General features: G+C 61.7%; 25 protein-coding genes and 1 pseudogene. 22 read left to right on the forward strand and 4 right to left on the reverse strand.

Annotated elements, in window-relative coordinates; genetic code table 11:
• The 11 genes and pseudogenes from fliJ to HW090_RS15180 all read left to right on the forward strand — a co-directional run bounded on the left by fliJ (window position 1) and on the right by HW090_RS15180 (window position 9,009).
• Window positions 1–453: a flagellar export protein FliJ gene (gene fliJ, locus HW090_RS15130; protein ID WP_179114295.1), complete on the forward strand. Its 453-nt coding sequence runs from the start codon at window positions 1–3 to the stop codon at window positions 451–453.
• A gap of 831 nt (window positions 454–1,284) precedes the next feature.
• Window positions 1,285–1,587: pseudogene (locus tag HW090_RS18190) on the forward strand (flagellar hook-length control protein FliK); the annotation flags it as partial.
• A 747-nt stretch (window positions 1,588–2,334) separates the two neighbouring features.
• Window positions 2,335–2,859, forward strand: coding sequence for a flagellar basal body-associated protein FliL (gene fliL, locus HW090_RS15140; RefSeq protein WP_179114297.1), 525 nt, complete (start codon window positions 2,335–2,337; stop codon window positions 2,857–2,859).
• Window positions 2,860–2,882: 23 nt separating this feature from the next.
• Window positions 2,883–3,854: a flagellar motor switch protein FliM gene (fliM, locus tag HW090_RS15145; RefSeq protein ID WP_179114298.1), complete on the forward strand. Its 972-nt coding sequence runs from the start codon at window positions 2,883–2,885 to the stop codon at window positions 3,852–3,854.
• Window positions 3,855–3,896: 42 nt separating this feature from the next.
• Window positions 3,897–4,367 (forward strand): flagellar motor switch protein FliN, encoded by a 471-nt coding sequence (gene fliN / locus HW090_RS15150; RefSeq protein WP_179114299.1) that lies wholly within the window; start codon window positions 3,897–3,899, stop codon window positions 4,365–4,367.
• 2 nt (window positions 4,368–4,369) lie between these two features.
• Window positions 4,370–4,798 carry a flagellar biosynthetic protein FliO gene (gene fliO, locus HW090_RS15155; protein WP_179114300.1) on the forward strand — a complete coding sequence of 143 codons (429 nt, stop codon included), beginning with the start codon at window positions 4,370–4,372 and terminating at the stop codon, window positions 4,796–4,798.
• A complete protein-coding gene (gene fliP, locus HW090_RS15160; protein WP_179114301.1) occupies window positions 4,798–5,556 on the forward strand; it encodes a flagellar type III secretion system pore protein FliP in 759 nt (252 codons plus the stop codon). The genes fliO and fliP overlap by 1 nt, the downstream gene beginning before the upstream one ends.
• A gap of 10 nt (window positions 5,557–5,566) precedes the next feature.
• Complete coding sequence (gene fliQ, locus HW090_RS15165; protein WP_179114302.1) at window positions 5,567–5,836, forward strand: flagellar biosynthesis protein FliQ; 270 nt, start codon at window positions 5,567–5,569, stop codon at window positions 5,834–5,836.
• A 4-nt stretch (window positions 5,837–5,840) separates the two neighbouring features.
• Window positions 5,841–6,617 (forward strand): flagellar biosynthetic protein FliR, encoded by a 777-nt coding sequence (gene fliR, locus HW090_RS15170; RefSeq protein WP_179114303.1) that lies wholly within the window; start codon window positions 5,841–5,843, stop codon window positions 6,615–6,617.
• Between the two features lie 21 nt (window positions 6,618–6,638).
• Window positions 6,639–7,769: a flagellar biosynthesis protein FlhB gene (gene flhB / locus HW090_RS15175; protein WP_179114304.1), complete on the forward strand. Its 1,131-nt coding sequence runs from the start codon at window positions 6,639–6,641 to the stop codon at window positions 7,767–7,769.
• Between the two features lie 118 nt (window positions 7,770–7,887).
• A complete protein-coding gene (locus HW090_RS15180; RefSeq protein ID WP_179114305.1) occupies window positions 7,888–9,009 on the forward strand; it encodes a GNAT family N-acetyltransferase in 1,122 nt (373 codons plus the stop codon).
• On the opposite strand, the gene HW090_RS15185 is transcribed toward HW090_RS15180, so the two are convergent.
• Genes HW090_RS15185 through HW090_RS15195 form a run of 3 tightly spaced genes read right to left on the reverse strand, consistent with a single transcriptional unit; the run spans window position 8,994 to window position 10,927 of the window.
• Complete coding sequence (locus HW090_RS15185; protein WP_179114306.1) at window positions 8,994–9,404, reverse strand: DUF6306 domain-containing protein; 411 nt, start codon at window positions 9,402–9,404, stop codon at window positions 8,994–8,996. The genes HW090_RS15180 and HW090_RS15185 overlap by 16 nt on opposite strands.
• A gap of 38 nt (window positions 9,405–9,442) precedes the next feature.
• Window positions 9,443–9,997, reverse strand: coding sequence for a peptidylprolyl isomerase (locus HW090_RS15190; protein ID WP_179114307.1), 555 nt, complete (start codon window positions 9,995–9,997; stop codon window positions 9,443–9,445).
• A gap of 27 nt (window positions 9,998–10,024) precedes the next feature.
• On the reverse strand, window positions 10,025–10,927 hold the full coding sequence (locus tag HW090_RS15195; RefSeq protein WP_179114308.1) for a LysR family transcriptional regulator: 903 nt from the start codon (window positions 10,925–10,927) through the stop codon (window positions 10,025–10,027).
• Between the two features lie 195 nt (window positions 10,928–11,122).
• Here HW090_RS15195 and HW090_RS15200 point away from each other — a divergent pair, with 195 nt between their 5' ends.
• From HW090_RS15200 to HW090_RS15225, 6 genes are all read left to right on the forward strand, one after another.
• Window positions 11,123–12,448 (forward strand): DEAD/DEAH box helicase, encoded by a 1,326-nt coding sequence (locus tag HW090_RS15200; protein WP_179114309.1) that lies wholly within the window; start codon window positions 11,123–11,125, stop codon window positions 12,446–12,448.
• A 354-nt stretch (window positions 12,449–12,802) separates the two neighbouring features.
• Window positions 12,803–13,198, forward strand: a complete 396-nt coding sequence (locus tag HW090_RS15205; RefSeq protein WP_179114310.1) for a FagA protein — start codon at window positions 12,803–12,805, stop codon at window positions 13,196–13,198.
• Window positions 13,191–14,567: a class II fumarate hydratase FumC gene (fumC, locus tag HW090_RS15210; RefSeq protein ID WP_179114311.1), complete on the forward strand. Its 1,377-nt coding sequence runs from the start codon at window positions 13,191–13,193 to the stop codon at window positions 14,565–14,567. Before HW090_RS15205 ends, fumC begins: the two co-directional genes overlap by 8 nt.
• Window positions 14,568–14,607: 40 nt before the next feature.
• Window positions 14,608–15,048, forward strand: coding sequence for a hypothetical protein (locus HW090_RS15215; RefSeq protein ID WP_179114312.1), 441 nt, complete (start codon window positions 14,608–14,610; stop codon window positions 15,046–15,048).
• 10 nt (window positions 15,049–15,058) lie between these two features.
• Window positions 15,059–15,670 carry a superoxide dismutase gene (locus HW090_RS15220; protein ID WP_179114313.1) on the forward strand — a complete coding sequence of 204 codons (612 nt, stop codon included), beginning with the start codon at window positions 15,059–15,061 and terminating at the stop codon, window positions 15,668–15,670.
• A gap of 294 nt (window positions 15,671–15,964) precedes the next feature.
• On the forward strand, window positions 15,965–16,852 hold the full coding sequence (locus tag HW090_RS15225) for a ZIP family metal transporter (RefSeq protein ID WP_179114314.1): 888 nt from the start codon (window positions 15,965–15,967) through the stop codon (window positions 16,850–16,852).
• A 67-nt stretch (window positions 16,853–16,919) separates the two neighbouring features.
• On the opposite strand, the gene HW090_RS15230 is transcribed toward HW090_RS15225, so the two are convergent.
• A complete protein-coding gene (locus HW090_RS15230) occupies window positions 16,920–17,402 on the reverse strand; it encodes an acyl-CoA thioesterase (RefSeq protein ID WP_179114315.1) in 483 nt (160 codons plus the stop codon).
• Between the two features lie 288 nt (window positions 17,403–17,690).
• On the opposite strand from HW090_RS15230, the gene HW090_RS15235 reads away from it, so the two are divergent.
• The 5 genes from HW090_RS15235 to ruvA all read left to right on the forward strand — a co-directional run bounded on the left by HW090_RS15235 (window position 17,691) and on the right by ruvA (window position 22,371).
• Complete coding sequence (locus tag HW090_RS15235) at window positions 17,691–18,191, forward strand: cytochrome b (RefSeq protein ID WP_179114316.1); 501 nt, start codon at window positions 17,691–17,693, stop codon at window positions 18,189–18,191.
• A gap of 217 nt (window positions 18,192–18,408) precedes the next feature.
• Window positions 18,409–20,184 carry an aspartate--tRNA ligase gene (gene aspS / locus HW090_RS15240; protein ID WP_179114317.1) on the forward strand — a complete coding sequence of 592 codons (1,776 nt, stop codon included), beginning with the start codon at window positions 18,409–18,411 and terminating at the stop codon, window positions 20,182–20,184.
• A gap of 104 nt (window positions 20,185–20,288) precedes the next feature.
• Complete coding sequence (locus HW090_RS15245) at window positions 20,289–21,035, forward strand: YebC/PmpR family DNA-binding transcriptional regulator (RefSeq protein ID WP_179114318.1); 747 nt, start codon at window positions 20,289–20,291, stop codon at window positions 21,033–21,035.
• Between the two features lie 183 nt (window positions 21,036–21,218).
• Window positions 21,219–21,743, forward strand: coding sequence for a crossover junction endodeoxyribonuclease RuvC (ruvC, locus tag HW090_RS15250; protein ID WP_179114319.1), 525 nt, complete (start codon window positions 21,219–21,221; stop codon window positions 21,741–21,743).
• A gap of 22 nt (window positions 21,744–21,765) precedes the next feature.
• Window positions 21,766–22,371: a Holliday junction branch migration protein RuvA gene (gene ruvA, locus HW090_RS15255; RefSeq protein ID WP_179114933.1), complete on the forward strand. Its 606-nt coding sequence runs from the start codon at window positions 21,766–21,768 to the stop codon at window positions 22,369–22,371.
• Window position 22,372: the final 1 nt, after the last annotated feature.

Below are 22,372 nucleotides of genomic sequence, written 5' to 3' on the forward strand. Positions count from 1 at the left end.
TTGCCGGCACGTCGTGCGGCGCGCTTGGCGCCGGTCATCGAGATGGCCGAGCGTGCTGAGCAGGAGGCGGCGCGGATGCTCGGGCAAGCGCAGGGCCAGCTCCGGCAGGTGGAGGCGCAACTGGCCGACCTGCAGCGCTACAACGGCGATTACCAGCAGCAATATATCGAGCAGGGGCGCCAGGGTGTTTCCGTGCAGTGGATGCTCAATTACCAGAATTTCCTCGCCCAGCTCGAGACTGCCATCGGCCAGCAGCAGCGCTCGGTGAGCTGGCATCGGGACAATATCGAAAAGCTGCGCGAGCGCTGGCGCGAGTGCAACGCCCGGTTGCAGGGGCTCAGCCGGCTGGTGGAGCGTTATCAGCAGGAAGCCCGTGCGATTGCCGACAAGCGCGAGCAGAAGCTGCTCGATGAGTTCGCCCAGCGCCTGGCCAGCCGCCCTCGCCAAGAGTGATCCCGTCAGCGCCGCCGGTTGGCCTGGACCTTGCTTATATGCCTGTAACCGATGACTCCGGATGGAATGACCATGGCTGTTTCACCAGACCTGCTGCTCAATACCCGAACGACAGAGACGCGCTCCAGCGAGCGTTCGCAGAGCACGGAAAAGAGTGCGGGCCAGGACTCTGCGCGCTTTTCCCAGGTTTACGCGCAGGAGCGCCAGGCACGTTCGAGCGCCCCTCGCGAGCGCTCGGCCCCCGAAACTAATCGTCCCAGGGAGGCGGCTGCGAACGATGGCAAGCAGCCGGCCGTTGCCGAAAGCGGCAAGGACTTGCCTGTCGAAGAGGTAAAGCTGGCCGGGCCGGAGGACAGCATCGATCCGCTGGCTTTCCTCGGATTGCCGGTGGCCAACCAGGTTGCGTTCGATGAAACGGTCGAGCTGCCCTCGGTGGGGCTGAGTGTGGAACAGCCAGACGTCACCGACGTGGAGCCGGAACTGCAGGTCAGCCAGGCGCTGCTGGGCGAGCAGGCCCCGGCACCTGAAACGGCGCAGCCGTTGTCGGTCGAGCCGGAGCTTGATCTGACGCCGGAGGTTCCGGTCATCGCCATGGCGGCCCAGGCGCAGCAGGTGCAGGTTCAGGTGAACGACGAGCCGGAAGTCGAGGCCGAGCAGGACGAACTGCCCGAGCTGCTTTCCTCTGTCTTCGAGGAAGCGCCTTCTGACAGCGATAACGACCTGCTGGCGTCTCAACGCGTCGAAGAGTCCTCGGCGAGCCAGGAAGCCCAGGAGCGTCCGGTACTCAATACGCCTTATGCCGCCGTCCAGGCCGCTGCCGCTCGCGCGGTCGTGGTGCCGGGCCAGCCGGTGGCGATCCAGCAGGCTGGCAGTATCGATGCGGTGGTCGATCGCGTGATGTGGCTGTCCAGCCAGAACCTGAAGTCGGCGGAAATCCAGTTGGACCCGGCTGAGCTGGGGCGTCTGGAGGTCCGTATCGACATGAACAAGGACCAGGCGCAGGTCACCTTCATGAGCCCGCATGCGGTCGTGCGCGATGCGCTGGAAGGGCAGATGCCGAGGTTGCGCGACATGTTTTCCCAGCAGGGCATGAACCTGCTGGAGGCGAATGTCTCCGACCAGTCCCAGGCGCGCGACCAGCAACAGGCCGGCACTGGGCGTGGTTCCCTGGCGACTTCATCGGCCGAGGACGAGCAGATTCTGGGTGTCAGTGAGATCAGTGCCGACCGTGCTGGCGGTGGTCGTGGGCTGGTGGATTATTACGCCTGAGAGCCTGTGCCTGATCTTTTTGCCCGGGCTGTGAGGCCATGGCCTCTGGTTCAGTGCTCCTTGCGAATGCCAGGTGGCCGGACGGGGCACGCGTGAATACATCCCTGTAGCTCTTCGCCGCCATCCCTGGCGGCGAAGGCCCCGTCCCGCCACCTGGCATCCGCACAGCCGTCTTCGGTGGTGACTGTAGGAAGAAATTCGTCGGTCATGACCCTGCGCACCTGGGTTCCCGCCTTCGCGGGAACGACGAGTTGTGTTGCTCTCGTGCTGTGCTTTTCTCAGGGTCACTTCGGGTTCGCAAAACGCGTTCGTGATGAAGGCACAGTCCGGCGAGATCGCGTTGGCGGACAGGACTCGAGCCGTATATGCAGGCTTCACAAGCCTGATATGCACCGAGCAGACATGCGTGAAGGCGCGAGTCTGCGTGCCTGAAACGCCTTTGTCCCGCGAGCGGTGTCTGCTCGATCCTCCAATACGGTGCATTTTCCGTTGCGACGAAATGGCAACAGACCATAGGATGCCGACCTTCCGGCGCTGTCGCCGTATTGGCACAGCAGTTGCTCCGGTATTTCCGGGCGAGCGCCCCTGTGTTTGAAACGACGGATAATTGGCATGGCAAAGAACGAGTTACCGCCCGGAATACCTGGCGCCGAAGCGGATGGCGCGGCGGGTAAGGGCAAAGGCAAGCTGATCATCATCATTGTGGTCGCACTTGTTCTGGCCATAGGCCTTTCCGTTGGCGGCACCCTGATGTTCCTCAACAAGGGGGGCGACGAAGCGCCGCCGGCCGAGGCGGTCGCGGCAGCTCCGGTGCGCCAGCCGGCCATCTATCAGGAACTGGCGCCTGCCTTTGTCGTCAACTTCAACCATAATGGGCGCCAGCGCTATATGCAGGTCACCCTGTCGTTGATGTCGCGTGACCAGTTGGCGCTGGATGAGTTGAAAGTACATATGCCGTTGCTGCGCAATCGCCTGGTCATGTTGTTTTCCAGCCAGGACTTCGCCACTCTGGCCTCGCCGGATGGCAAGGAGGCCCTGCGTCAGCAGGCCACCGCCAGCGTGCAGGAACTGGCGCAGAAAGAGACCGGCAAGCTCGTGGTGGAACAAGTGCTGTTCACCAATTTCGTATTGCAATAACGCTTATATAGAAGGCTCCGCAGATGGCTGTTCAAGACCTGCTGTCGCAAGACGAGATCGATGCGCTCCTGCATGGGGTCGATGACGGGTTGGTCGACACCGAGAACGACGCCGAACCGGGCAGTATCAAAAGCTACGACCTGACCAGCCAGGACCGCATCGTGCGCGGGCGCATGCCCACGCTGGAAATGATCAACGAGCGCTTCGCCCGCTACACGCGCATCAGCATGTTCAACTTGTTGCGGCGTACCGCCGACGTTTCGGTGGGTGGCGTGCAACTGATGAAGTTCGGCGAGTACGTCCACTCGCTCTATGTGCCGACCAGCCTCAACCTGGTAAAGGTGAAGCCGCTGCGCGGCACCTCGCTGTTCATCCTCGATGCCAAGCTGGTGTTCAAGCTGGTGGACAACTTCTTCGGGGGCGATGGACGGCACGCCAAGATCGAGGGGCGCGAGTTCACGCCGACCGAACTGCGCGTGGTGCGCATGGTGCTGGACCAGGCTTTCGTCGACCTGCGTGAAGCCTGGCATGCGATTCTCGACGTGAACTTCGAGTACCTCAACTCCGAGGTCAACCCGGCACTGGCGAATATCGTCAGCCCCAGCGAAGTGGTGGTGGTGTCGACCTTCCATATCGAGCTGGACAGCGGTGGTGGCGATCTGCACGTGACCATGCCCTATTCGATGATCGAGCCGATCCGCGAGATGCTCGATGCCGGTTTCCAGTCGGACGTCAGCGACCAGGACGAGCGTTGGGTCAAGGCCCTGCGCGAGGACATGCTGGATGTCAGCGTGCCCCTGAGTTCCACCGTGGTGCGGCGCCAATTGAAGTTGCGCGACATCCTCAACATGAAGCCGGGCGATGTGATCCCGGTGGACATGCCGGAAGACATGATCATGCGTGCCAACGGCATGCCGGCATTCAAGGTCAAGATGGGTTCCCACAAGGGCAACCTGGCGCTGCAGGTTCTCGAACCTGTCACCCGTTCGCGCTGATCCAGCGCTTTCAACCCTATTCGAGCTCGCCGAGGATTACCGATGGCCGATGAGAAAGAAAACGTATCCCCCGATGACCAGGCGCTGGCCGATGAGTGGGCGGCGGCGCTGGCCGAGGCGGGCGACTCCAGCCAGGACGATATCGACGCATTGCTGAACCAGGGTGTGCCTTCAGCGCCCGCGGCACCCAAGGCCCCGCTCGAAGAGTTCGGCCAGGCGCCACGGCACAATGGCCAGCCGGTCGGCCTGGACGGCCCGAATCTGGACGTGATCCTGGATATCCCGGTGTCCATTTCCATGGAAGTCGGTAGCACCGAGATCAGCATCCGCAACCTGCTGCAACTCAACCAAGGGTCGGTGGTGGAGCTGGATCGCCTGGCCGGTGAGCCGCTGGACGTACTGGTCAACGGTACGCTGATCGCACACGGTGAGGTGGTGGTGGTGAACGAGAAGTTCGGTATCCGCCTGACCGACGTGATCAGCCCCACCGAACGTATCAAGAAGCTGCGTTGAGCATGTCTCTGCGATGGTCGCTGGCGGCCCTGTGCTGCCTACCGCTGCCGCTCCTGGCCGCGGAGCCGGCTGGCGCCATGAACGGTGCCGAGATGGGTGCCCAGTTGGGGCGTCTGCTGGGCGCGCTGTTGCTGGTGGTCGGCCTGATCTTTCTGCTGGCCTGGGTGCTGCGCCGGGTGCAGCGCCTGACGCCGCGTGGCAACCAGACCATCCAGATCGTTTCCTCGCAGACGCTTGGTGCCCGCGAGCGCTTGGTGCTGGTGCAGGTCGGTAACGAGCAAGTGCTGCTTGGCCTGACCGCAGGACGCATCACACCCCTGCATGTGCTCAAGGAGCCGGTGGCGGTTGCGCCCACCGCAGCACCGGCCAATACCGAATTCGCCAAGCGCCTCATGGAGCTGCTGGGCAAGGACCAAAAGGACAAGCCCTGATGTCTCTCTGGCGTTCTTCGCTCGCCTTGTCGCTGTTGCTGCTGGCCCCGCTGGCGCTGGCGGCGCCCAACGATCCGCTGTCTATTTCGGCGATCACCCTGAGCACCAATGCTGAGGGGCAGCAGGAGTATTCGGTCAGCCTGCAGATCCTGATGATCATGACGGCGCTGGGGTTCATCCCGGCGTTCGTCATGCTGATGACCAGTTTTACCCGCATCATCATCGTCTTTTCCATCCTGCGCCAGGCGATGGGCCTGCAGCAGACGCCGTCGAACCAGATACTGCTGGGGTTGGCGATGTTCCTGACGATCTTCATCATGGCGCCGGTATTCGAGCGCATGAACGAGCAGGCACTGCAGCCCTACCTGAAGGAAGAGCTGACCGCCCAGGAGGCGATCGTTCGCGCAGAGGGGCCGATTCGCGATTTCATGCTGGCGCAGACCCGGGAAAGCGACCTGGAACTGTTTGTGCGACTGTCCCGGCGCACCGATATCCAGAGTCCGGACACCGCGCCGCTGACCATTCTGATCCCGGCCTTCGTCACCTCGGAGTTGAAGACGGCCTTCCAGATCGGCTTCATGATCTTCATCCCGTTCCTGATCATCGATATGGTGGTGGCCAGCGTGCTGATGGCCATGGGCATGATGATGTTGTCGCCACTGATCATTTCCCTGCCGTTCAAGATCATGCTGTTCGTGCTGGTCGACGGCTGGGGGTTGATCATCGGCACCCTGGCCGGCAGTTTCGGCACACTCTAGGAGGCTCGCCATGACGCCTGAAGTCGCTGTCGATCTGTTCCGGGGCGGCCTGTGGATGACTGCCATGATGGTTGGCATCCTGGTGATGCCCAGCCTGCTGATCGGCCTGCTGGTGGCCATGTTCCAGGCTGCGACGCAGATCAACGAACAGACCCTGAGCTTTCTACCGCGCTTGTTGGTGATGCTGCTGACGCTGATCTGGGCCGGGCCGTGGATGGTGCGACAACTGATGGAGTACACCCAGGAACTGTTCCAGAACATCCCGTTACTGATCGGTTAGCGCCATGCTGGAACTGAGCGATGCGCAGATCGGTGGTTGGGTGGGGCAGTTCATGCTGCCGCTCTTTCGCATCGCCGCGTTGCTGATGACCATGCCCATCATCGGTACACAACTGGTGCCCGTGCGTATCCGCCTGTATCTGGCAGTGGCCATGACCGTGGCGCTGGTGCCGGCACTGCCCGCCATGCCGGCGGTGGATGCGTTGACCCTGCCGGCCATGTTCCTGGTCATTGAGCAGGTACTGATCGGTGTGATGCTCGGCTTCGTGCTGCAGCTTTTCTTCCATGTCTTCATCGTCTCCGGGCAACTGCTGGCGATGCAGATGGGCCTGGGCTTCGCCTCGATGGTCGATCCGGCCAATGGCGTCTCCGTGCCGGTGTTCGGCCAGTTCTTCAATATGCTGGTAGTGCTGCTGTTCCTGGCGATGAACGGCCATCTGGTGGTGTTCGAGGTGCTGGTGGAGAGTTTCACCACCCTGCCAGTGGGCGGGGGGCTGACCACCGGGCATTACTGGGAAGTGGCGAGCAAGCTGGGCTGGGTACTGGGCGCGGGGCTGTTGCTGGTGCTGCCGGCGATCACCGCACTGCTGGTGATCAACCTGGCCTTCGGCCTGATGACCCGTGCCGCACCGCAGTTGAACATCTTCAGCATCGGCTTTCCGTTGACGCTTGTGCTGGGCCTGGTGATCGTCTGGATCGGCATGGCCGATATCCTTGCGCAATACCAGGTGCTTGCCACCGAAGCCTTGCAGATGCTGCGTGAGTTGGCGGGGTCGCCCTGATGAGCGCATGGGAGGGCCGAGATGGCTGAGAGCGAGAGTGGGGCGGACAAGAGCGAACAGCCCACGGACAAGCGCCTGCGCGAATCCCGTGACAAGGGGCAGTTGGCGCGCTCGCGTGAGCTGAATACCGTCGCTGTGACCCTGGGCGGAATCGGCGGCCTGCTGGCCACGGGCGGAGGTATGGCGCACAGCATCATGGCGCTGATGCGCGACAGCTTCGAGCTGAGCCGGGAGGCCGTGCTGGACGAAAGCACCATGAGCATGCTGTTGCTGCACAACGGCATGATCGCGCTGGAAGCCACCCTGCCATTGCTGATCGTGCTGCTGATCGTCTCCATCGTTGGCCCGATTTCCCTGGGCGGCTGGCTGTTTTCCACGAAAGCCATGGCGCCCAAGTTCAGCCGCATGAACCCGTTGTCCGGTATCAAGCGGATGTTTTCCGCCAAGTCATTGGTGGAACTGCTCAAGGCACTGGGCAAGTTCCTCGTGGTCCTGACCGTGGCACTGCTCGTTCTCAGGAGCTATCAGGATGACCTTCTGTCGATCACCAAGCAGCCGCTGGACCTGGCCATCATCCACAGCGTGCAGACGGTCGGCTGGTGCGCCCTGTGGATGGCGTGCGGGCTGATCCTGATCGCGGCGGTGGACGTCCCGTTCCAGCTTTGGGACCACAAGAAAAAGCTGATGATGACCAAGCAGGAAGTCCGCGACGAGTACAAGGACAGCGAAGGCAAGCCCGAGGTCAAGTCGAAGATCCGTCAGATGCAGCGTGCGGCGGCCGAGCGGCGCATGATGCAGGCCGTTCCGGAAGCGGATGTGGTCATCACCAACCCGACCCACTTTGCCGTGGCGCTCAAGTACGACGCCAATGGCGGCGGGGCACCGAAGCTGCTGGCGAAGGGCGGTGACCATCTGGCGCTGAAGATTCGCGAGGTGGCGCAGGAGCATAAGGTGACGATTCTGGAGTCCCCGGCCCTGGCGCGTGCGGTCTATTACTCGACCGAACTGGATCAGGAAATTCCCGCCGGCCTGTACCTGGCCGTCGCCCAGGTCCTGGCCTATGTCTATCAGTTGCGCCAGCACCGCAGCGGCAAAGGGCGTCGCCCTGATGCCTTGGGCGACCTGCCCATCCCGCCGGATCTGCGCAAGTGAGAGCGGCCTTCTGATACAGGGGGCGCCGCGCGTCCCTTGACCCCATGGCCTGCAAGGTCTCGACTTCGGGGCCTTCGGTCGATTCTTTCTCCCGACATGCCATGGCAGACTGTCGCCCATGCCGATACTCACACTGTCACGAATTGCCGATCTCCCCGCCGCGGCCTGGGATGCCTTGCCGGGCGCCACTCAGCCATTCCTGCGCCATGGCTTCCTGAGCGCACTGGAAGAGAGTGGCAGTGTCGGCGCAGGCAGTGGCTGGCAAGCCCGGCATCGCGTACTGCATGACGAGCAAGGCGAACTGCTGGCGGCGATGCCGCTGTACCTGAAGCAGCACTCCTACGGCGAGTACGTGTTCGATTGGGCCTGGGCGGATGCCTGCCAGCGTGCCGGTATCGCCTATTACCCGAAACTTCTGTGCGCCGTGCCTTTTACGCCGGTCACGGGGTCGCGTCTGCTGGGCGCGGCGGAACCTTTGCTCGACCATTTGCTGGCCGAGTTGCCTGAGATGGGCGTTTCCGGCGTGCATGTGAACTTTACCGATGCGCAAAGCGATGAACTGCTGAGCGGGCGTCCGGGCTGGTTGCCGCGCCTGGGCTGCCAGTACCTCTGGCATAACCGGGGCTATCGGGATTTCCAGGATTTTCTCGACAGCCTGACGTCGCGCAAACGCAAGCAGGTGCGCAAGGAGCGTGAGCAGGTGATGGCACAGGGCATCGCTTTCGACTGGCGCTCGGGGGGCGAACTGAGCGAGGGCGAATGGGACTTTGTCCATGCCTGTTATGCCAATACCTACCATGTGCGGGGCCGTTCGCCCTACCTGTCGCGGGATTTCTTCAGCCTGCTGGCCGAACGCATGCCCGAGGCCATTCGTGTGGTCTTCGCCCGTCAGGCCGGCCAGCCGAAGGCGATGGCCTTCAGCTTGCAGGATGCTGACAACCTGTATGGGCGCTACTGGGGATGCCTGGGCGACTTCGACCGGCTGCATTTCGAGACCTGCTTCTACCAGGGTATCGAGCAGGCGATCGCGGCAGGTTTGCAGCACTTCGATGCGGGGGCGCAGGGTGAACACAAGTTGATCCGGGGCTTCGAACCCCGGATCACGCGCTCATGGCACTACTTGCAGCATCCCGGCCTGCGCGATGCCGTGGATGAATTTCTGCGGCAGGAACGCCGCGAGGTGCAGGCCTATGCCGAGGCCGCCCGGCAGGCGCTGCCCTACCGTCAGGCCGAGGGGTGACTGTTCCGCTCGTGGATCAGCAGCATCTGCTCCAGTTCATCGCGAATCACCGGGTCGCCGCAACCGGGCAGGTACTCGCGCAACTTGCGGATGACCCACTGCTGGCCCTTGTCGACGAAGCGCAGGCGCTCCTCGACTGACTCGATAGCCATCGCCTTGCGATAGAAGTCACCGATCTCGCGGTTGGGCGTCAGTTGCAGCCGTCGCAAACAGTTGAGTACATGCCCGCAACTTTCGATCTCGCCCTGGCGCACCTGCTCCAGAAGGCTGCGCTGCGCCTCCGTGAGCGGCCCTTGCAGGCTGTCGCCGGCCACTTTGGCGCCGGCGCGTTCGGCGCTGAGCAACGTCTGTAGAAACGCGGCTTCACCGTCGGGGCTGTTGAGTGGGCTGTTCATGCGGGTTTCCCCCTTTAGCAGGCGCCTCGGGCCAGTGGTTACAGCCGGCTGGCCTTGAGGATCGTTACGGGTTGCAGGGGTACGTTCTGCATCATGCCGCTGCGACCGGTCGGGATCTGGGCGATCTGGTCGACGACGTTCATACCGGTGACCACGCGACCGAACACTGCGTAGCCGAAGTCGCGCACGCCATGGTCGATGAATGCGTTGTCGCGGTGGTTGATGAAGAACTGGCTGGTCGCCGAGTCGACGCGCTGGGTACGCGCCATGGCCAGGGTGCCACGGACGTTGTGCAGGCCATTGTCCGCTTCGTTCTTGATCGGGTCGCGGGTGGGCTTTTCCTGCAGGCTGTCGTTGAAGCCGCCGCCCTGGATCATGAAGCCCGGGATGACGCGGTGGAAGACCGTGTTGTCATAGAAGCCGCTGTCCACGTATTCGAGGAAGTTCTTCACGCTGATGGGGGCTTTCTCCGCTTCCAGTTCGATTTCTATCTCACCGAGGCTGGTGCTGAGCAGGACGCGAGGATTATCCGCGGCCAGCAGGTGGCTGGTGAACAACAGGGCACAGGCTGCGAGTGTCAGGCGTTTCAGCATCTTGGCGTTTCCTTGGAAGGGTGGGCATCAGAGCGTTGCACGGTCGGCTTGTACCGACGCCTTGAGCAGCTCTATCAGAATCTGCGTGGCCGGCCCGAGGGGCTTGGCGTGGTTAGTGTAAAGATGGAAGAGGATCCGGCGAATACTGCCTTGGACCAAGGGCAGGGGTTTGAGAGTACCTTCGGTCAGCTCCCTTTCGATCATGTGCCGTGGCAACCAGGCGAAGCCCAGGCCACTGCTGACGAAGGCGACCGAGGTCGCCAGGCTGCCGACGGTCCAGCGCTGTTCCGCGCCCAGCCAGCCGGCGTCGCGTGGCTGGCGATGGCCGGAGTCGCGGACCACCACCTGCATGTGGCTCTGCAAATCCTGCACGCTCAGTTTGCGCTGCAACTGGTGCAAGGGATGATCGTGCCGGGCGACCGCCACGAACTCCACCGAGCAGAGCTCGTTGCCCAGGTAGCCGGTGATATTCAGGCCGCTCACGGCCAGGTCGGCGGTGCCGTCCTTGAGCACGTCCTCCACGCCGGACAGAACCTCCTCGCGCAGGCGCACCCGGCAGCCACGGCTGCGCGGCATGAACTCGGTGAGGGCATTGAGCAGGCTGGCGTAAGGGTAGGCGGCATCCACCACGAGCCGGACTTCGGCCTCCCAGCCCTGTTCCATGTGCTGGGCAAGCTCCTCCAGTTGGCCGGCCTGGCTGACCAGTTGACGCGAGCGCCGCAGCAGCACCTCGCCGGCCTCGGTCAATACGGCCTTGCGCCCTTCGATGCGCAGCAGCGGCACACCCAACTGCTCCTGCATGCGGGCCACGGTATAGCTGACCGACGACTGGGAGCGATGCAGCGCTTCGGCGGCCTGGGCGAAGCCGCCATGATCGATGACGGCTTGCAGGGTGCGCCATTGTTCCAGGGTGACGCGGGGTGTCTTCATGTGTCGGCGGACCTCTGCGAGTCATGCGGGCCATGCGGCTGGCCGTTTTCCTGGCGTACAGCGAGCCTGGGGATGAACCAGGACTTGCGCCATTATGCCTTTTCTCGGTCGGGGCTCCGTACATATGAGTGCGGCTTTCTTGCAGCGGACCGGGTAACCTATGCAGCTTTCCCAGATTGCTTGAGGTATTTGCCCTTGTTCGACCAATTCGCCCTGCATGAGCGCCTGCTCAAGGCTGTAGCCGAACTCGGGTTCACCGAGCCGACCCCGGTGCAGGTCGCGGCCATTCCACCTGCCATCGAGGGGCGCGATTTGCGCGTGATCGCCCAGACCGGCAGTGGCAAGACCGCCGCCTTCGTCCTGCCGTTGCTCAACCGCCTGATCGGTGATGCCCAGCCGCGTGTCGATGTGCGGGCGCTGATCCTGCTGCCGACCCGCGAACTGGCACAGCAGACCCTCAAGGAAGTGGAGCGTTTTTCGCAGTTCACGTTCATCAAGTCCGGCATCGTCACCGGTGGCGAGGATTTCAAGGTGCAGGCCGCCATGCTGCGCAAGGTGCCTGACATCCTCATCGGTACGCCGGGGCGCCTGATCGAGCACCTGAATGCCGGCACCCTGGTGCTCGGCGACGTGGAAGTGGTGGTGCTCGACGAAGCGGATCGCATGCTCGACATGGGCTTCTCCGAAGACGTGCAGCGCCTGGTCACCACCTGCGGTGACAAGCACCAGACCCTGCTGTTCTCCGCGACCAGTGGTGGCAACGGTCTGCGTGAGATGGTCGCGCAAGTGCTCAAGGAGCCGCTGCACCTCAAGCTCAACCTGGTCAGCGAACTGAGCGAGGGTATTCGCCAGCAGATCATCACGGCTGACGATCCTGCGCATAAAGAGCGTCTGGTGCACTGGCTGCTGGCCAATGAGACCTACCAGAAAGCGGTGATCTTCACCAACACCCGCGCCCAGGCCGACCGTCTTTATGGGCGATTGATCGCCAACGAGGTCAAGGCCTTCATCCTGCATGGCGAGAAGGACCAGAAGGAGCGCAAGCTGGCCATCGAGCGGCTCAAGCAAGGCGGCGTCAAGGTGCTGGTCGCCACCGATGTGGCAGCGCGCGGCCTGGATATCGACGGTTTGGACCTGGTCATCAACTTCGACATGCCGCGCTCGGGCGATGAGTACGTCCATCGGACCGGGCGGACTGGCCGTGCGGGCGGAGAGGGCGTGGCCATCTCGCTGATCTGCCATAACGACTGGAATCTGATGTCCAGCATCGAGCGCTATCTCAAGCAGCGTTTCGAGCGTCGGGTCATTCCGGGGCTGAAAGGCACCTATCAGGGGCCGAAGAACCTGAAAGCCTCTGGCAAAGCAGCAGGCAGCAAGAAGAAAAAGGACGACAAGAAAAAGCCTGCGGACAAGAAGGCCAAACCGTCCGCCAAGCGTCCACGCGCCAGCAAGCCGCAAGCATCGCAAGTCGTCAGCCAGGACGGTATGGCGCCGCTGCGCCGCAAGAAACCAGAGGCCTGAGCACATTCCCCACGATCGTTGATTCGAGCGTAGCGGCAGGGCGGGCGTGAGCTGTCGATAGCTCGCGCCTTTATGCTGCGCTCGTTCGGGGATATTGCTTCGAGTATTCAATCAACGCCGCCCCGGGCAATCCGGGGCGCTGTCCAAGGTCTCATTCATCGCTTTGCCAGCAATACATCCATTGCTGCGTTGACAACCTCGATAGTTCTCCAGACACCTGCCAGCTGAAGGTTGAGGCGGCGATGCCTGCGTCGTGGCCTCTCAGTGGCTGCAGATAAACGAGCGACTCACAAAAGTAGTTGATTATTCATCGCTTATGCGAATTAATATCGTTCTGCTTCTGGAGGATCTCCGATGTCATTCCGCTCCCGCAATGCGCCTTGTCTCGACTGCTGGTACTGGCAGGGCTTCCGCATTCGCTGCGCGCTTCTGCCTGATGAGCCGCGTTTGCTGGATGCTCATTGGGCACAGGGTCTGCAACTGGTCGAGCACGGCCGCATTGCCCCCTGGCGCATGGCCGCCACGACCCTGAACCTGCTGCTCGACAGCGCCTGCGACCCGGCACTGCCCTGGCACTGGCGGGCCGTCTGCCTGGACCAGTCGTACCGTTCGCTGCAGATACTGCAAGGCCTGGCCGATCGTCGCGAGCAACACCAGACACTGAATCGCCTGCGCAACCGCCTGGCAACACTGCGGTTGCAACCCTCCCTCACAACCGCTGAACTGGCAGAAGGAAACCCCTATGAGTGACACCCGTATAGAACGCGACAGCATGGGTGAGCTGGCTGTCCCGGCAGATGCCCTGTATGGCGCGCAGACCCAGCGTGCGGTCAACAATTTCCCGGTCTCTGGGCAGCGTATGCCCGAGTCTTTCGTCCGTGCTCTGATCCTGGCCAAGGCCGCTGCCGCACAGGCCAACATCGAGCTGGGCCAGATCAGCCAGGCCCAGGGCGAGGCCATCGTCACCGCCTGCAAGGAACTGCTGGCGGGTGATTTCATGCAGCATTTCCCGGTGGATATCTTCCAGACCGGCTCCGGCACCAGCACCAACATGAACGCCAATGAGGTGATCGCCACCCTGGCCAGTCGCGTGCTGGGCGACAAGGTCAATCCGAACGACCACGTCAACTGCGGCCAGAGCAGCAATGACATCATCCCCACCACCATTCACGTCAGCGCCGCCATCGAAGTCAGCGAGCGCCTGCTGCCTGCGTTGGGGCACCTGCTGAAAGTGCTCTGCGAGAAATCGCTGGAAGTGCACCCCTACATCAAGACCGGGCGCACTCACCTGATGGATGCCATGCCTGTGCGCATGAGCCAGGTGCTCGACGGCTGGGGCCAGCAGGTCCAGTCCAACATCGAGCACCTGCGCGCCTTGCTGCCAAGCGTACAGGCCCTGGCCCAGGGTGGTACGGCTGTCGGGACCGGCATCAATGCCCACCCGCGCTTCGCCGATACCTTCTGCGCCGAGTTGAAGAGCCTGACCGGCCTGCCGTTCACCCGTGGCGACAACTTCTTCGCGCTGATCGGTTCCCAGGACACAGCCGTTGCCCTGTCCGGTCAGTTGAAGACCACGGCCGTTTCGCTGATGAAAATCGCCAATGACCTGCGCTGGATGAACTCCGGTCCGCTGGCCGGCCTTGCCGAAATCGAGCTGGAAGCCCTGCAGCCGGGTTCCTCGATCATGCCGGGCAAGGTCAATCCTGTGATTCCGGAAGCGACGGCGATGGTGGCTGCGCAAGTGATCGGTAACGATGCTGCGATTACCGTTGCCGGTCAGTCGGGTAACTTCGAACTGAACGTGATGCTGCCTGTAATTGCACAGAACCTGCTGCACAGCATCCAGTTGCTGAGCAACGTCAGTCACCTGCTGGCTGACAAGGCGATTGCCAGCTTCAAGGTCAACGAGCCAAAACTCAAGGAAGCGCTCGACCGCAACCCGATCCTGGTGACCGCGCTCAACCCGCTGATCGGCTACCTGAAAGCGGCAGAAATCGCCAAGCAGGCCTACAAGGAAGGGCGCCCGATCATCGATGTCGCGCTTGAGCAGACGGACCTGGGGCGTGAAGAGCTGGAGCGCCTGCTCAACCCGGAAAAACTCACTGAAGGCGGTATCTGATTCGTACCGCTACCCGCGTTGAGGGTCAGGAGGCGACGACATGGAACTTTGGAAAAAGACCATAGAAAGTGCCAACCGCTGTTTCGAGGCGGGCCAGATGATCGAGGCTCGAGAAGGCTACCTGCAGGCGCTGGCCATGGCCCAGGTGCTATTCGATCGCTGGCATGATGCCGATGAAGCGGTGGCGGCGCTGGTCGTCTCCCTGCATAACCTGGCCGACCTGCATCTGCGGCTTGGCCAGGTCCAGGAAGCCGGTCGCTGCCTGCGTAATGCCCATGAGCGTCTGCTCGATACCGCACAGAGTGGGCGTACTGGTGCCGCGTTGCGCGAGGCTGCGTTGCGGCACAGCAACCATACTTACCTCGCCCTGATGCAATTCATGGCGCAACACGGCCATGGAACCACCGATGGAGAACTGTCACTGGCAGTCTCCACGCCACCGAACCCGGCCTGTATACCTGTCAGTCGACAGTCACATTGAGGAAAAAGAAATGACTTACGTTCTACCTGCCTTGCCCTATGCCTACGATGCCCTGGAGCCTCATATCGATGCTCAGACCATGGAAATCCACTACACCAAGCACCACCAGACTTATGTCAATGGCCTGAATGCAGCGCTGGAGGGCAATGCCCTGGCCGATCTTCCGGTGGAAGAGCTGCTGTCGCGCGTGGCCGAAGTGCCAGGTGAACTGCGTGGTGCCGTCATCAACCATGGTGGTGGCCATGCCAACCACAGCCTGTTCTGGAGTGTCATGTCACCGACGGGCGGCGGTGCTCCCGAGGGTGCCCTGGCTGAGGCGATAGACAAGCAAATCGGTGGTTTCGAGGCCTTCAAGGATGCGTTCACCAAGGCAGCCCTTACCCGTTTCGGCAGTGGCTGGGCCTGGCTGAGCGTCACGCCGCAGAAGCGTCTGGTGGTCGAGAGCAGCGCCAACCAGGACAGCCCGCTCATGCAGGGCAATACACCGATCCTGGGGCTGGATGTCTGGGAGCATGCCTACTACCTGCGTTACCAGAATCGTCGCCCTGAATACATTGGTGCGTTCTACAACGTCATCGACTGGAATGAAGTCGCCAGGCGTTACCGCGAAGCGCTTGCCTGAGCCTTCGTAGCTCCTTGAGTCGTCGCAGGCCATGAATCCGCCCTGGGTGAGGCCTGCGATGGCTGTCTGTGGTATTCCCGAGTCCAGTCGTATTGAAGGCCTGACGGGCCCGAGAACGCTTCGTTCCACCTTGCTGTCGAAGTCTGTAACACCCCTGTGCCGTTGTAGTGTCGGGCGCTGCCGCCGTTGTGGAGTATGTGATGACTCTTGGTGCTTGCTGCGTTCGCTCTATCTCATCCGCGTGGTGTCATGTTTGGCAGGCCCCGTGATCGGCGAGTCCAGGATAAGAAAATCATGCGAACGGTGTGGCAAACCCTGACGGCTTCCAATGTGCGGATCTTCCGCTACATGGTGGGTTTTTCGCTTGTTCTCGGCGGTGTTGGCGTTCTGCTGGCACAAGCCGCCAGCCTTGTTCCGGAAAGTATCGAACCGCAGATATGGCGTGCATTACGCGCGGGGATGCTGTGCGCGCTCGGCACCGCACTGGGCGCTTTGCCGGTGCTCTTTATTCGTAATATCTCTGCTCGCATGTCCGACGTTCTGCTGGGGCTCGGTGGTGGGATCATGCTCGCCGCGACGGTTTTTTCCTTGCTGATACCCGCCTTGGACGTGGCTGGAGAGCAGGGCTATACCCCTTGGGGCGCGGCAGCCATGGCCAGCATCGGCCTGCTTATCGGTGCTTCGGCACTGCTTGGGTTCGGGCGTCTGTTGCCGATGGCCCAGGGTGCGCCTGACCAGGTGCTCGGTGGGCGTGTTTCCTTGTTCGTGATCGCCATCGTGGCGCACAACATTCCGGAAGGGATGGCAGTTGGTGTGGCGGCAGGTGCTGGGTTGGATGGGGCGGATAGCCTGGCCTTGGGCATTGCCTTGCAGGATGTGCCGGAGGGGCTGATCGTCGCCTTGCTGCTGGCTGGCGTTGGTGTTTCCAGATGGAAGGCCCTGATGATCGGTGTGGCCTCGGGCCTGGTCGAGCCTGTCTTCGCTGTGCTGTGTGCCTGGCTCGTAGGCGTGTCCGCACAGTTGCTGCCGTGGGGGTTGGCATTGGCGGCCGGTGCGATGCTGTTCGCCGTCGCCCATGAGATTATTCCCGAATCCCATCGTAACGGACATGCCACCGAGGCAAGCCTGGCGTTGGCGGTGGGTTTCTGCCTGATGATGGCGCTGGACACTGCGCTGGTCTGAGCGGCCTGCACAAAGTCGCAGCTTCTCTACATGGCAACGGTGAGGTTGCCATGTAGGCACCTTCCTCTCAGTTTTCTGCTTTGATCGCCTTGTAGCGCTCTTCCAGCTCCCGGCGGATCTGCCGGCGTTGCTGGGCCTGGGCGAAGCGTCGCTTCTGTTCGGTCGTCACGGGCGTGAGTTCCGGAATGGTGACGGGGCGACCCTCTTCCCCGACCGCAACCATGGTGAAGAAGCAACTGTTGGTGTGTCGTACGGACTTGCTGCGAATGTCCTCGGTCACGACCTTGATGCCGATTTCCATCGATGTGGTGCCGGTGTAGTTGACCGAGGCCAGGAAGGTGACCAGTTCGCCGACATGCACGGGCTGGCGGAATATCACCTGGTCCACAGAGAGCGTGACGACGTAGTGGCCTGCATAGCGGCTGGCGCAGGCGTAGGCGACTTCATCGAGGTATTTGAGCAGGGTTCCGCCATGCACATTGCCGGAAAAATTCGCTTTGTCCGGCGTCATCAGGACAGTCATGGCCAGTTCAGCAGTGTTGTCTTGCATGCAAGGGGCAGCTCTTGAGTTCTGTTTGGGGTTGCTACTTTAGTCTAATGAAGTGTGTTTGTCTGTGTGCTTGTGATTTTTCACTCCTGTTTTTTCTGCCAGGTCAATGCGGCATGCGCGCGCAGATGTTTCGGGCTGGCGGGAGTGGCTCTGGAGCAGGGGTTTGCAGGTGTGGGTCGTCACATTCTGTAAAAGGTGACCGTTCAGGATGTGGCGCCAGAGAGGGAGAATGGCTTGCCGTGATGACTGCAAGCGCTCCCGCGCCATAACCTGATGATAGGAAAAAATATGACGACCTCTCGATTTTCGCCTTTGCAGATTGCCTTGCACTGGCTATCCGCCATTCTGGTCCTGCTGATCATCGCATTGCCCTATGGTAATGACCTGTTCTTCGAGGCGTTGCTGGGCGGCAAGGGCAACGTTTATACGCTGCACAAATCGCTGGGTATCGCGGTTCTGTTGTTGACGCTGCTGCGCCTGTTGGTTCGTCGCCGTGAACAAAATGTGGAACTGGCTGTTCGCCTCGGGCATGGCCTGCTTTATGCCTTGCTCCTGCTTATGCCGATCACCGGGCTGGTTTTCGGCAGTCGCCCGGTCAGCCTGTTCTGGCTGGTCGATATCGGTCCGCTCGGGTTTTCCGAAGGCGTGCGCGATGTGGTCCATGGCGTACATCTCTATGCCCAGTACCTGCTCTTCATAATGATTCTGGGGCATGCCGCCATGGCGCTCTGGCACCATTATGTGCGCCGTGACAATACCTTGAAGAACATGTTGCCGTTGGCGCGCTGAGGTTCTGGCTCACAGGCCTCGGTGGCGTGGGCCTGTGCGGCAGGCCTATTAAGCGGATATAATCCCGCGCTTGTGCCCGGAGGGCTGTCAGGCCTTTTGCCTGGGCGCGGAGGCCTTTCCCTTGAGAAGGCGCCGCCAGGCGCGCCGAAGCGCTGCCGTCTGCCTTGTCGCACCCGAGCGACCCAACGAATTCAAGATACGAGAAGCGAACACCATCATGATGCGCAGTCACTATTGCGGCCAGTTGAACGAAAGCCTGGACGGCCAGGAAATCACTCTTTGCGGTTGGGTTCATCGTCGCCGCGACCATGGCGGGGTGATCTTCCTCGACGTGCGTGACCGTGAAGGGCTGGCGCAGGTGGTGTTCGATCCGGACCGTGCGGAAACCTTCGCCACGGCGGACCGTGTGCGCAGCGAGTATGTGATCAAGGTGCGCGGCAAGGTGCGCCTGCGTCCCGAGGGCGCGCGCAACCCGAACATGGCTTCGGGTGCCATCGAAGTACTGGGCTATGAGCTGGAAGTGCTGAACGATGCCGAGACGCCGCCATTCCCGCTCAACGAATACACCGACGTCGGCGAGGAAACCCGCCTGCGCTATCGCTTCATCGACCTGCGCCGTCCGGAGATGGCTGAAAAGCTCAAGTTGCGTTCGCGCATCACGTCCAGCATCCGTCGCTACCTGGATGAAAACGGCTTCCTCGATGTGGAAACGCCGATCCTGACCCGCGCCACGCCGGAAGGTGCCCGCGATTACCTGGTGCCGAGCCGCACCCATGCCGGTAGCTTCTTCGCGCTGCCGCAATCGCCGCAGCTGTTCAAGCAACTGTTGATGGTGGCCGGCTTCGACCGTTACTACCAGATCGCCAAGTGCTTCCGTGACGAAGACCTGCGTGCCGACCGCCAGCCGGAATTCACCCAGATCGACATCGAGACCAGCTTCCTCGACGAGAGCGACATCATCGGTATCACCGAAACCATGATTCGCCAGCTGTTCAAGGAAGTGCTGGGGGTCGAGTTCGGCGAGTTCCCGCACATGCCGTTCGAGGAAGCCATGCGCCGTTATGGCTCGGACAAGCCCGACCTGCGCATCCCGCTGGAACTGGTCGATGTGGCGGATCAGCTTCAGGGCGTCGAGTTCAAGGTCTTCAGCGGTCCGGCCAATGATCCGAAAGGCCGTGTGGCCGCGCTGCGCGTACCGGGTGCGGCGAACATGCCGCGCAGCCAGATCGACGACTACACCAAGTTCGTCGGCAACTATGGTGCGCGAGGCCTGGCTTATATCAAGGTCAACGAGCGTGCCAAGGGCGTCGAAGGCCTGCAGTCGCCGATCGTAAAATTCATCCCGGAAGAAAACCTGAACGTGATTCTCGACCGCGTCGGTGCGGTGGATGGCGATATCGTTTTCTTCGGTGCCGACAAGTTCAAGGTGGTCAGTGATGCGCTGGGCGCCCTGCGTATCAAGCTGGGTCACGACCTGGACCTGCTGACCTGCGAGTGGGCGCCGATGTGGGTAGTCGATTTCCCGATGTTCGAGGAGAACGACGATGGCAGCCTGACGTCGCTGCACCATCCCTTCACGTCGCCGAAATGCACGCCCGAAGAGCTGGCAGCCAGTCCTGCCGCCGCGCTGTCGCGTGCCTATGACATGGTGCTGAACGGTACCGAACTGGGCGGTGGTTCGATCCGTATCCATGACAAGTCCATGCAGCAGACGGTCTTCCGTGTACTCGGTATCAGCGAAGAAGAGCAGCAGGAGAAGTTCGGCTTCCTGCTCGACGCGCTGAAGTTCGGTGCGCCGCCTCACGGTGGTCTGGCATTCGGCCTGGATCGCCTGGTGATGCTGATGACCGGTGCCCAGTCGATCCGTGAAGTGATCGCCTTCCCGAAAACCCAGAGCGCGGCTTGCGTCATGACCCAGGCGCCGGGCGAGGTGGATGGCAAGGCACTGCGCGAACTGCACATTCGCTTGCGCGAGCAGCCCAAGGCTGAATGAGTGACACACAAGGAGCCTGGATTTGCCAGGCTCCTTCGTTATGGGGCGTCGAGACGCAGGGTTTCGCGCCCGTTGAACCTAAGTCGAAAAGAATGGAGTGAGTTATGGCTGGTCATTCCAAATGGGCCAATATCAAGCACCGCAAGGGTCGCCAGGATGCCAAGCGGGGCAAGATCTTCACCAAGATCATTCGTGAACTGACGGTCGCGGCCAAGGGTGGTGGCATCCCGGCGGACAATCCGCGTCTGCGCCTGGCCGTGGACAAGGCGCTGACTGCCAATATGTCGCGTGACGTCATCGACCGCGCCATCGCCCGTGGTGCCGGCACCAATGACGCCGACAACATGGCCGAACTGAGCTACGAAGGCTATGCGCCCAGCGGCGTGGCGATCATCGTCGAGGCCATGACCGATAACCGTAATCGCACCGCTGCCGAGGTGCGTCACGCATTCAGCAAATGCGGTGGCAACCTGGGTACTGACGGCTCGGTGGCCTATATGTTCGAGCGCAAGGGGCAGATCAGCTTTGCGCCCGGGGTCGATGAAGATGCCTTGATGGAAGCGGCGCTGGAGTCGGGCGCTGACGATGTGGAGATGGGCGATGATGGATCGGCACTGGTGTCCACCAGCTTCGCGGATTTCCATGCGGTCAACGAGGCGCTGAGTGCCGCGGACTTCAAGGGCGAGGAAGCGGATATCGCGATGATCCCTTCGATCAGTGCGCCGATTGTTGACCTGGAAACCGCTCAGAAGATCTTCAAGCTGATCGACATGCTGGAAGACCTCGATGACGTGCAGAACGTCTACCACAATGCCGAGATCGCCGACGAGATCATGGAGCAGTTGGGCTGAGTCCAGGTGTGGCAGAAAGCCGGAAACCTTTCGGGAGAGGGTTTCCGGCTTTTTCATTTACAGGTGTTGTTCTCGCGAGGGTGTGATGTGGAGGATGACGTGCCGGGGCGGGGCGCCTATACTCGCCAACTGGATAAATAGACAGTTCGATGTGCCATGCGTGGCACCGGCATATGGAGTGGCATGACCCTGATTCTTGGCATCGACCCGGGCTCGCGTATCACCGGCTATGGCGTGGTGCGCGATACGGGGCGGCATTGCGAATACGTGGCATCCGGTTGTATTCGCACTGGGGATGGCGCCCTGGCCGAGCGCTTGCAACTGGTCTTTCGGGGCGTCGCCCAGGTCATCGAAACCTATGGACCTGTGACGATGGGCATCGAGCAGGTGTTCATGGCGCGCAATGCCGATTCGGCCCTCAAACTCGGTCAGGCGCGTGGTGCGGCCATCGTCGCGGGGGCCGAGGCGGGGCTGGAGATTTCCGAGTACACCGCCACCCAGGTCAAGCAGGCCATCGTCGGCACGGGTGCGGCCAAGAAGGAGCAGGTGCAGATGATGGTCATGCAGTTGCTCAAGCTGGTGCAGAAACCGCAGATCGACGCCTCCGATGCGCTGGCCATCGCCCTGTGCCATGCGCACCATCGACAGAGCCTGATCCCCCATGGCCTGGCTGGCGCCAAGCGGCGCGGCGGGCGCCTCCGTTTGTGAACCGTTCGACAGGAAGACAGCAGTGATTGGACGTTTGCGTGGCAACCTGGCTGAAAAGCAGCCGCCTCATTTGATTCTGGATGTGAATGGCGTCGGTTATGAGGTCGAGGTGCCGATGACCACGCTCTACCGTTTGCCGGCATTGGGTGAGACGGTGACCTTGCATACCCATCTTGTCGTGCGTGAGGATGCTCACCTGCTCTACGGTTTCGCTGAAAAGCGCGAGCGAGAGCTGTTCCGCGAGTTGATCCGCCTCAATGGCGTCGGGCCGAAGCTGGCCCTGGCGTTGATGTCGGGGTTGGAGGTCGATGAGCTGGTCCGCTGTGTGCAGGCCCAGGATACTTCGGTTCTGGTGAAGATCCCCGGCGTCGGCAAGAAGACCGCCGAGCGGCTGCTGGTCGAGCTCAAGGATCGTTTCAAGGCATGGGAAAGCATTCCGGCCATTTCTGGATTGGTGGTTGAACCTCGCGCAGGTGCGGCAGTCTCAAGCGCCGAGAGCGATGCGGTCAGCGCACTGATCGCGCTGGGCTTCAAGCCTCAGGAGGCCAGTCGCGCCGTTTCGGCCATTCAGGAAAAAGACTTGAGCAGTGAAGAATTGATCCGTCGCGCCCTCAAAGGCATGGTGTAGC

This window comes from Pseudomonas sp. ABC1 (assembly GCF_013395055.1).
In the GTDB taxonomy this organism is placed as follows: domain Bacteria; phylum Pseudomonadota; class Gammaproteobacteria; order Pseudomonadales; family Pseudomonadaceae; genus Stutzerimonas.

Excerpts from the sequence above, each read along its gene's own strand:
- HW090_RS15190 (WP_179114307.1), bottom strand. The coding sequence starts at position 9,997 with ATGCTGAAACGCCTGACACTCGCAGCCTGTGCCCTGTTGTTCACCAGC.
- fliP (WP_179114301.1), top strand. The coding sequence starts at position 4,798 with ATGTCTCTCTGGCGTTCTTCGCTCGCCTTGTCGCTGTTGCTGCTGGCC.
- HW090_RS15245 (WP_179114318.1), top strand. The coding sequence starts at position 20,289 with ATGGCTGGTCATTCCAAATGGGCCAATATCAAGCACCGCAAGGGTCGC.
- fliR (WP_179114303.1), top strand. The coding sequence starts at position 5,841 with ATGCTGGAACTGAGCGATGCGCAGATCGGTGGTTGGGTGGGGCAGTTC.
- HW090_RS15180 (WP_179114305.1), top strand. The coding sequence starts at position 7,888 with ATGCCGATACTCACACTGTCACGAATTGCCGATCTCCCCGCCGCGGCC.
- HW090_RS15195 (WP_179114308.1), bottom strand. The coding sequence starts at position 10,927 with ATGAAGACACCCCGCGTCACCCTGGAACAATGGCGCACCCTGCAAGCC.
- HW090_RS15205 (WP_179114310.1), top strand. The coding sequence starts at position 12,803 with ATGTCATTCCGCTCCCGCAATGCGCCTTGTCTCGACTGCTGGTACTGG.
- fliN (WP_179114299.1), top strand. The coding sequence starts at position 3,897 with ATGGCCGATGAGAAAGAAAACGTATCCCCCGATGACCAGGCGCTGGCC.
- ruvC (WP_179114319.1), top strand. The coding sequence starts at position 21,219 with ATGACCCTGATTCTTGGCATCGACCCGGGCTCGCGTATCACCGGCTAT.
- fumC (WP_179114311.1), top strand. The coding sequence starts at position 13,191 with ATGAGTGACACCCGTATAGAACGCGACAGCATGGGTGAGCTGGCTGTC.
- HW090_RS15230 (WP_179114315.1), bottom strand. The coding sequence starts at position 17,402 with ATGCAAGACAACACTGCTGAACTGGCCATGACTGTCCTGATGACGCCG.
- fliM (WP_179114298.1), top strand. The coding sequence starts at position 2,883 with ATGGCTGTTCAAGACCTGCTGTCGCAAGACGAGATCGATGCGCTCCTG.
- HW090_RS15235 (WP_179114316.1), top strand. The coding sequence starts at position 17,691 with ATGACGACCTCTCGATTTTCGCCTTTGCAGATTGCCTTGCACTGGCTA.
- fliO (WP_179114300.1), top strand. The coding sequence starts at position 4,370 with ATGTCTCTGCGATGGTCGCTGGCGGCCCTGTGCTGCCTACCGCTGCCG.
- aspS (WP_179114317.1), top strand. The coding sequence starts at position 18,409 with ATGATGCGCAGTCACTATTGCGGCCAGTTGAACGAAAGCCTGGACGGC.
- HW090_RS15185 (WP_179114306.1), bottom strand. The coding sequence starts at position 9,404 with ATGAACAGCCCACTCAACAGCCCCGACGGTGAAGCCGCGTTTCTACAG.
- flhB (WP_179114304.1), top strand. The coding sequence starts at position 6,639 with ATGGCTGAGAGCGAGAGTGGGGCGGACAAGAGCGAACAGCCCACGGAC.
- fliL (WP_179114297.1), top strand. The coding sequence starts at position 2,335 with ATGGCAAAGAACGAGTTACCGCCCGGAATACCTGGCGCCGAAGCGGAT.
- HW090_RS15220 (WP_179114313.1), top strand. The coding sequence starts at position 15,059 with ATGACTTACGTTCTACCTGCCTTGCCCTATGCCTACGATGCCCTGGAG.
- HW090_RS15215 (WP_179114312.1), top strand. The coding sequence starts at position 14,608 with ATGGAACTTTGGAAAAAGACCATAGAAAGTGCCAACCGCTGTTTCGAG.
- fliQ (WP_179114302.1), top strand. The coding sequence starts at position 5,567 with ATGACGCCTGAAGTCGCTGTCGATCTGTTCCGGGGCGGCCTGTGGATG.
- HW090_RS15225 (WP_179114314.1), top strand. The coding sequence starts at position 15,965 with ATGCGAACGGTGTGGCAAACCCTGACGGCTTCCAATGTGCGGATCTTC.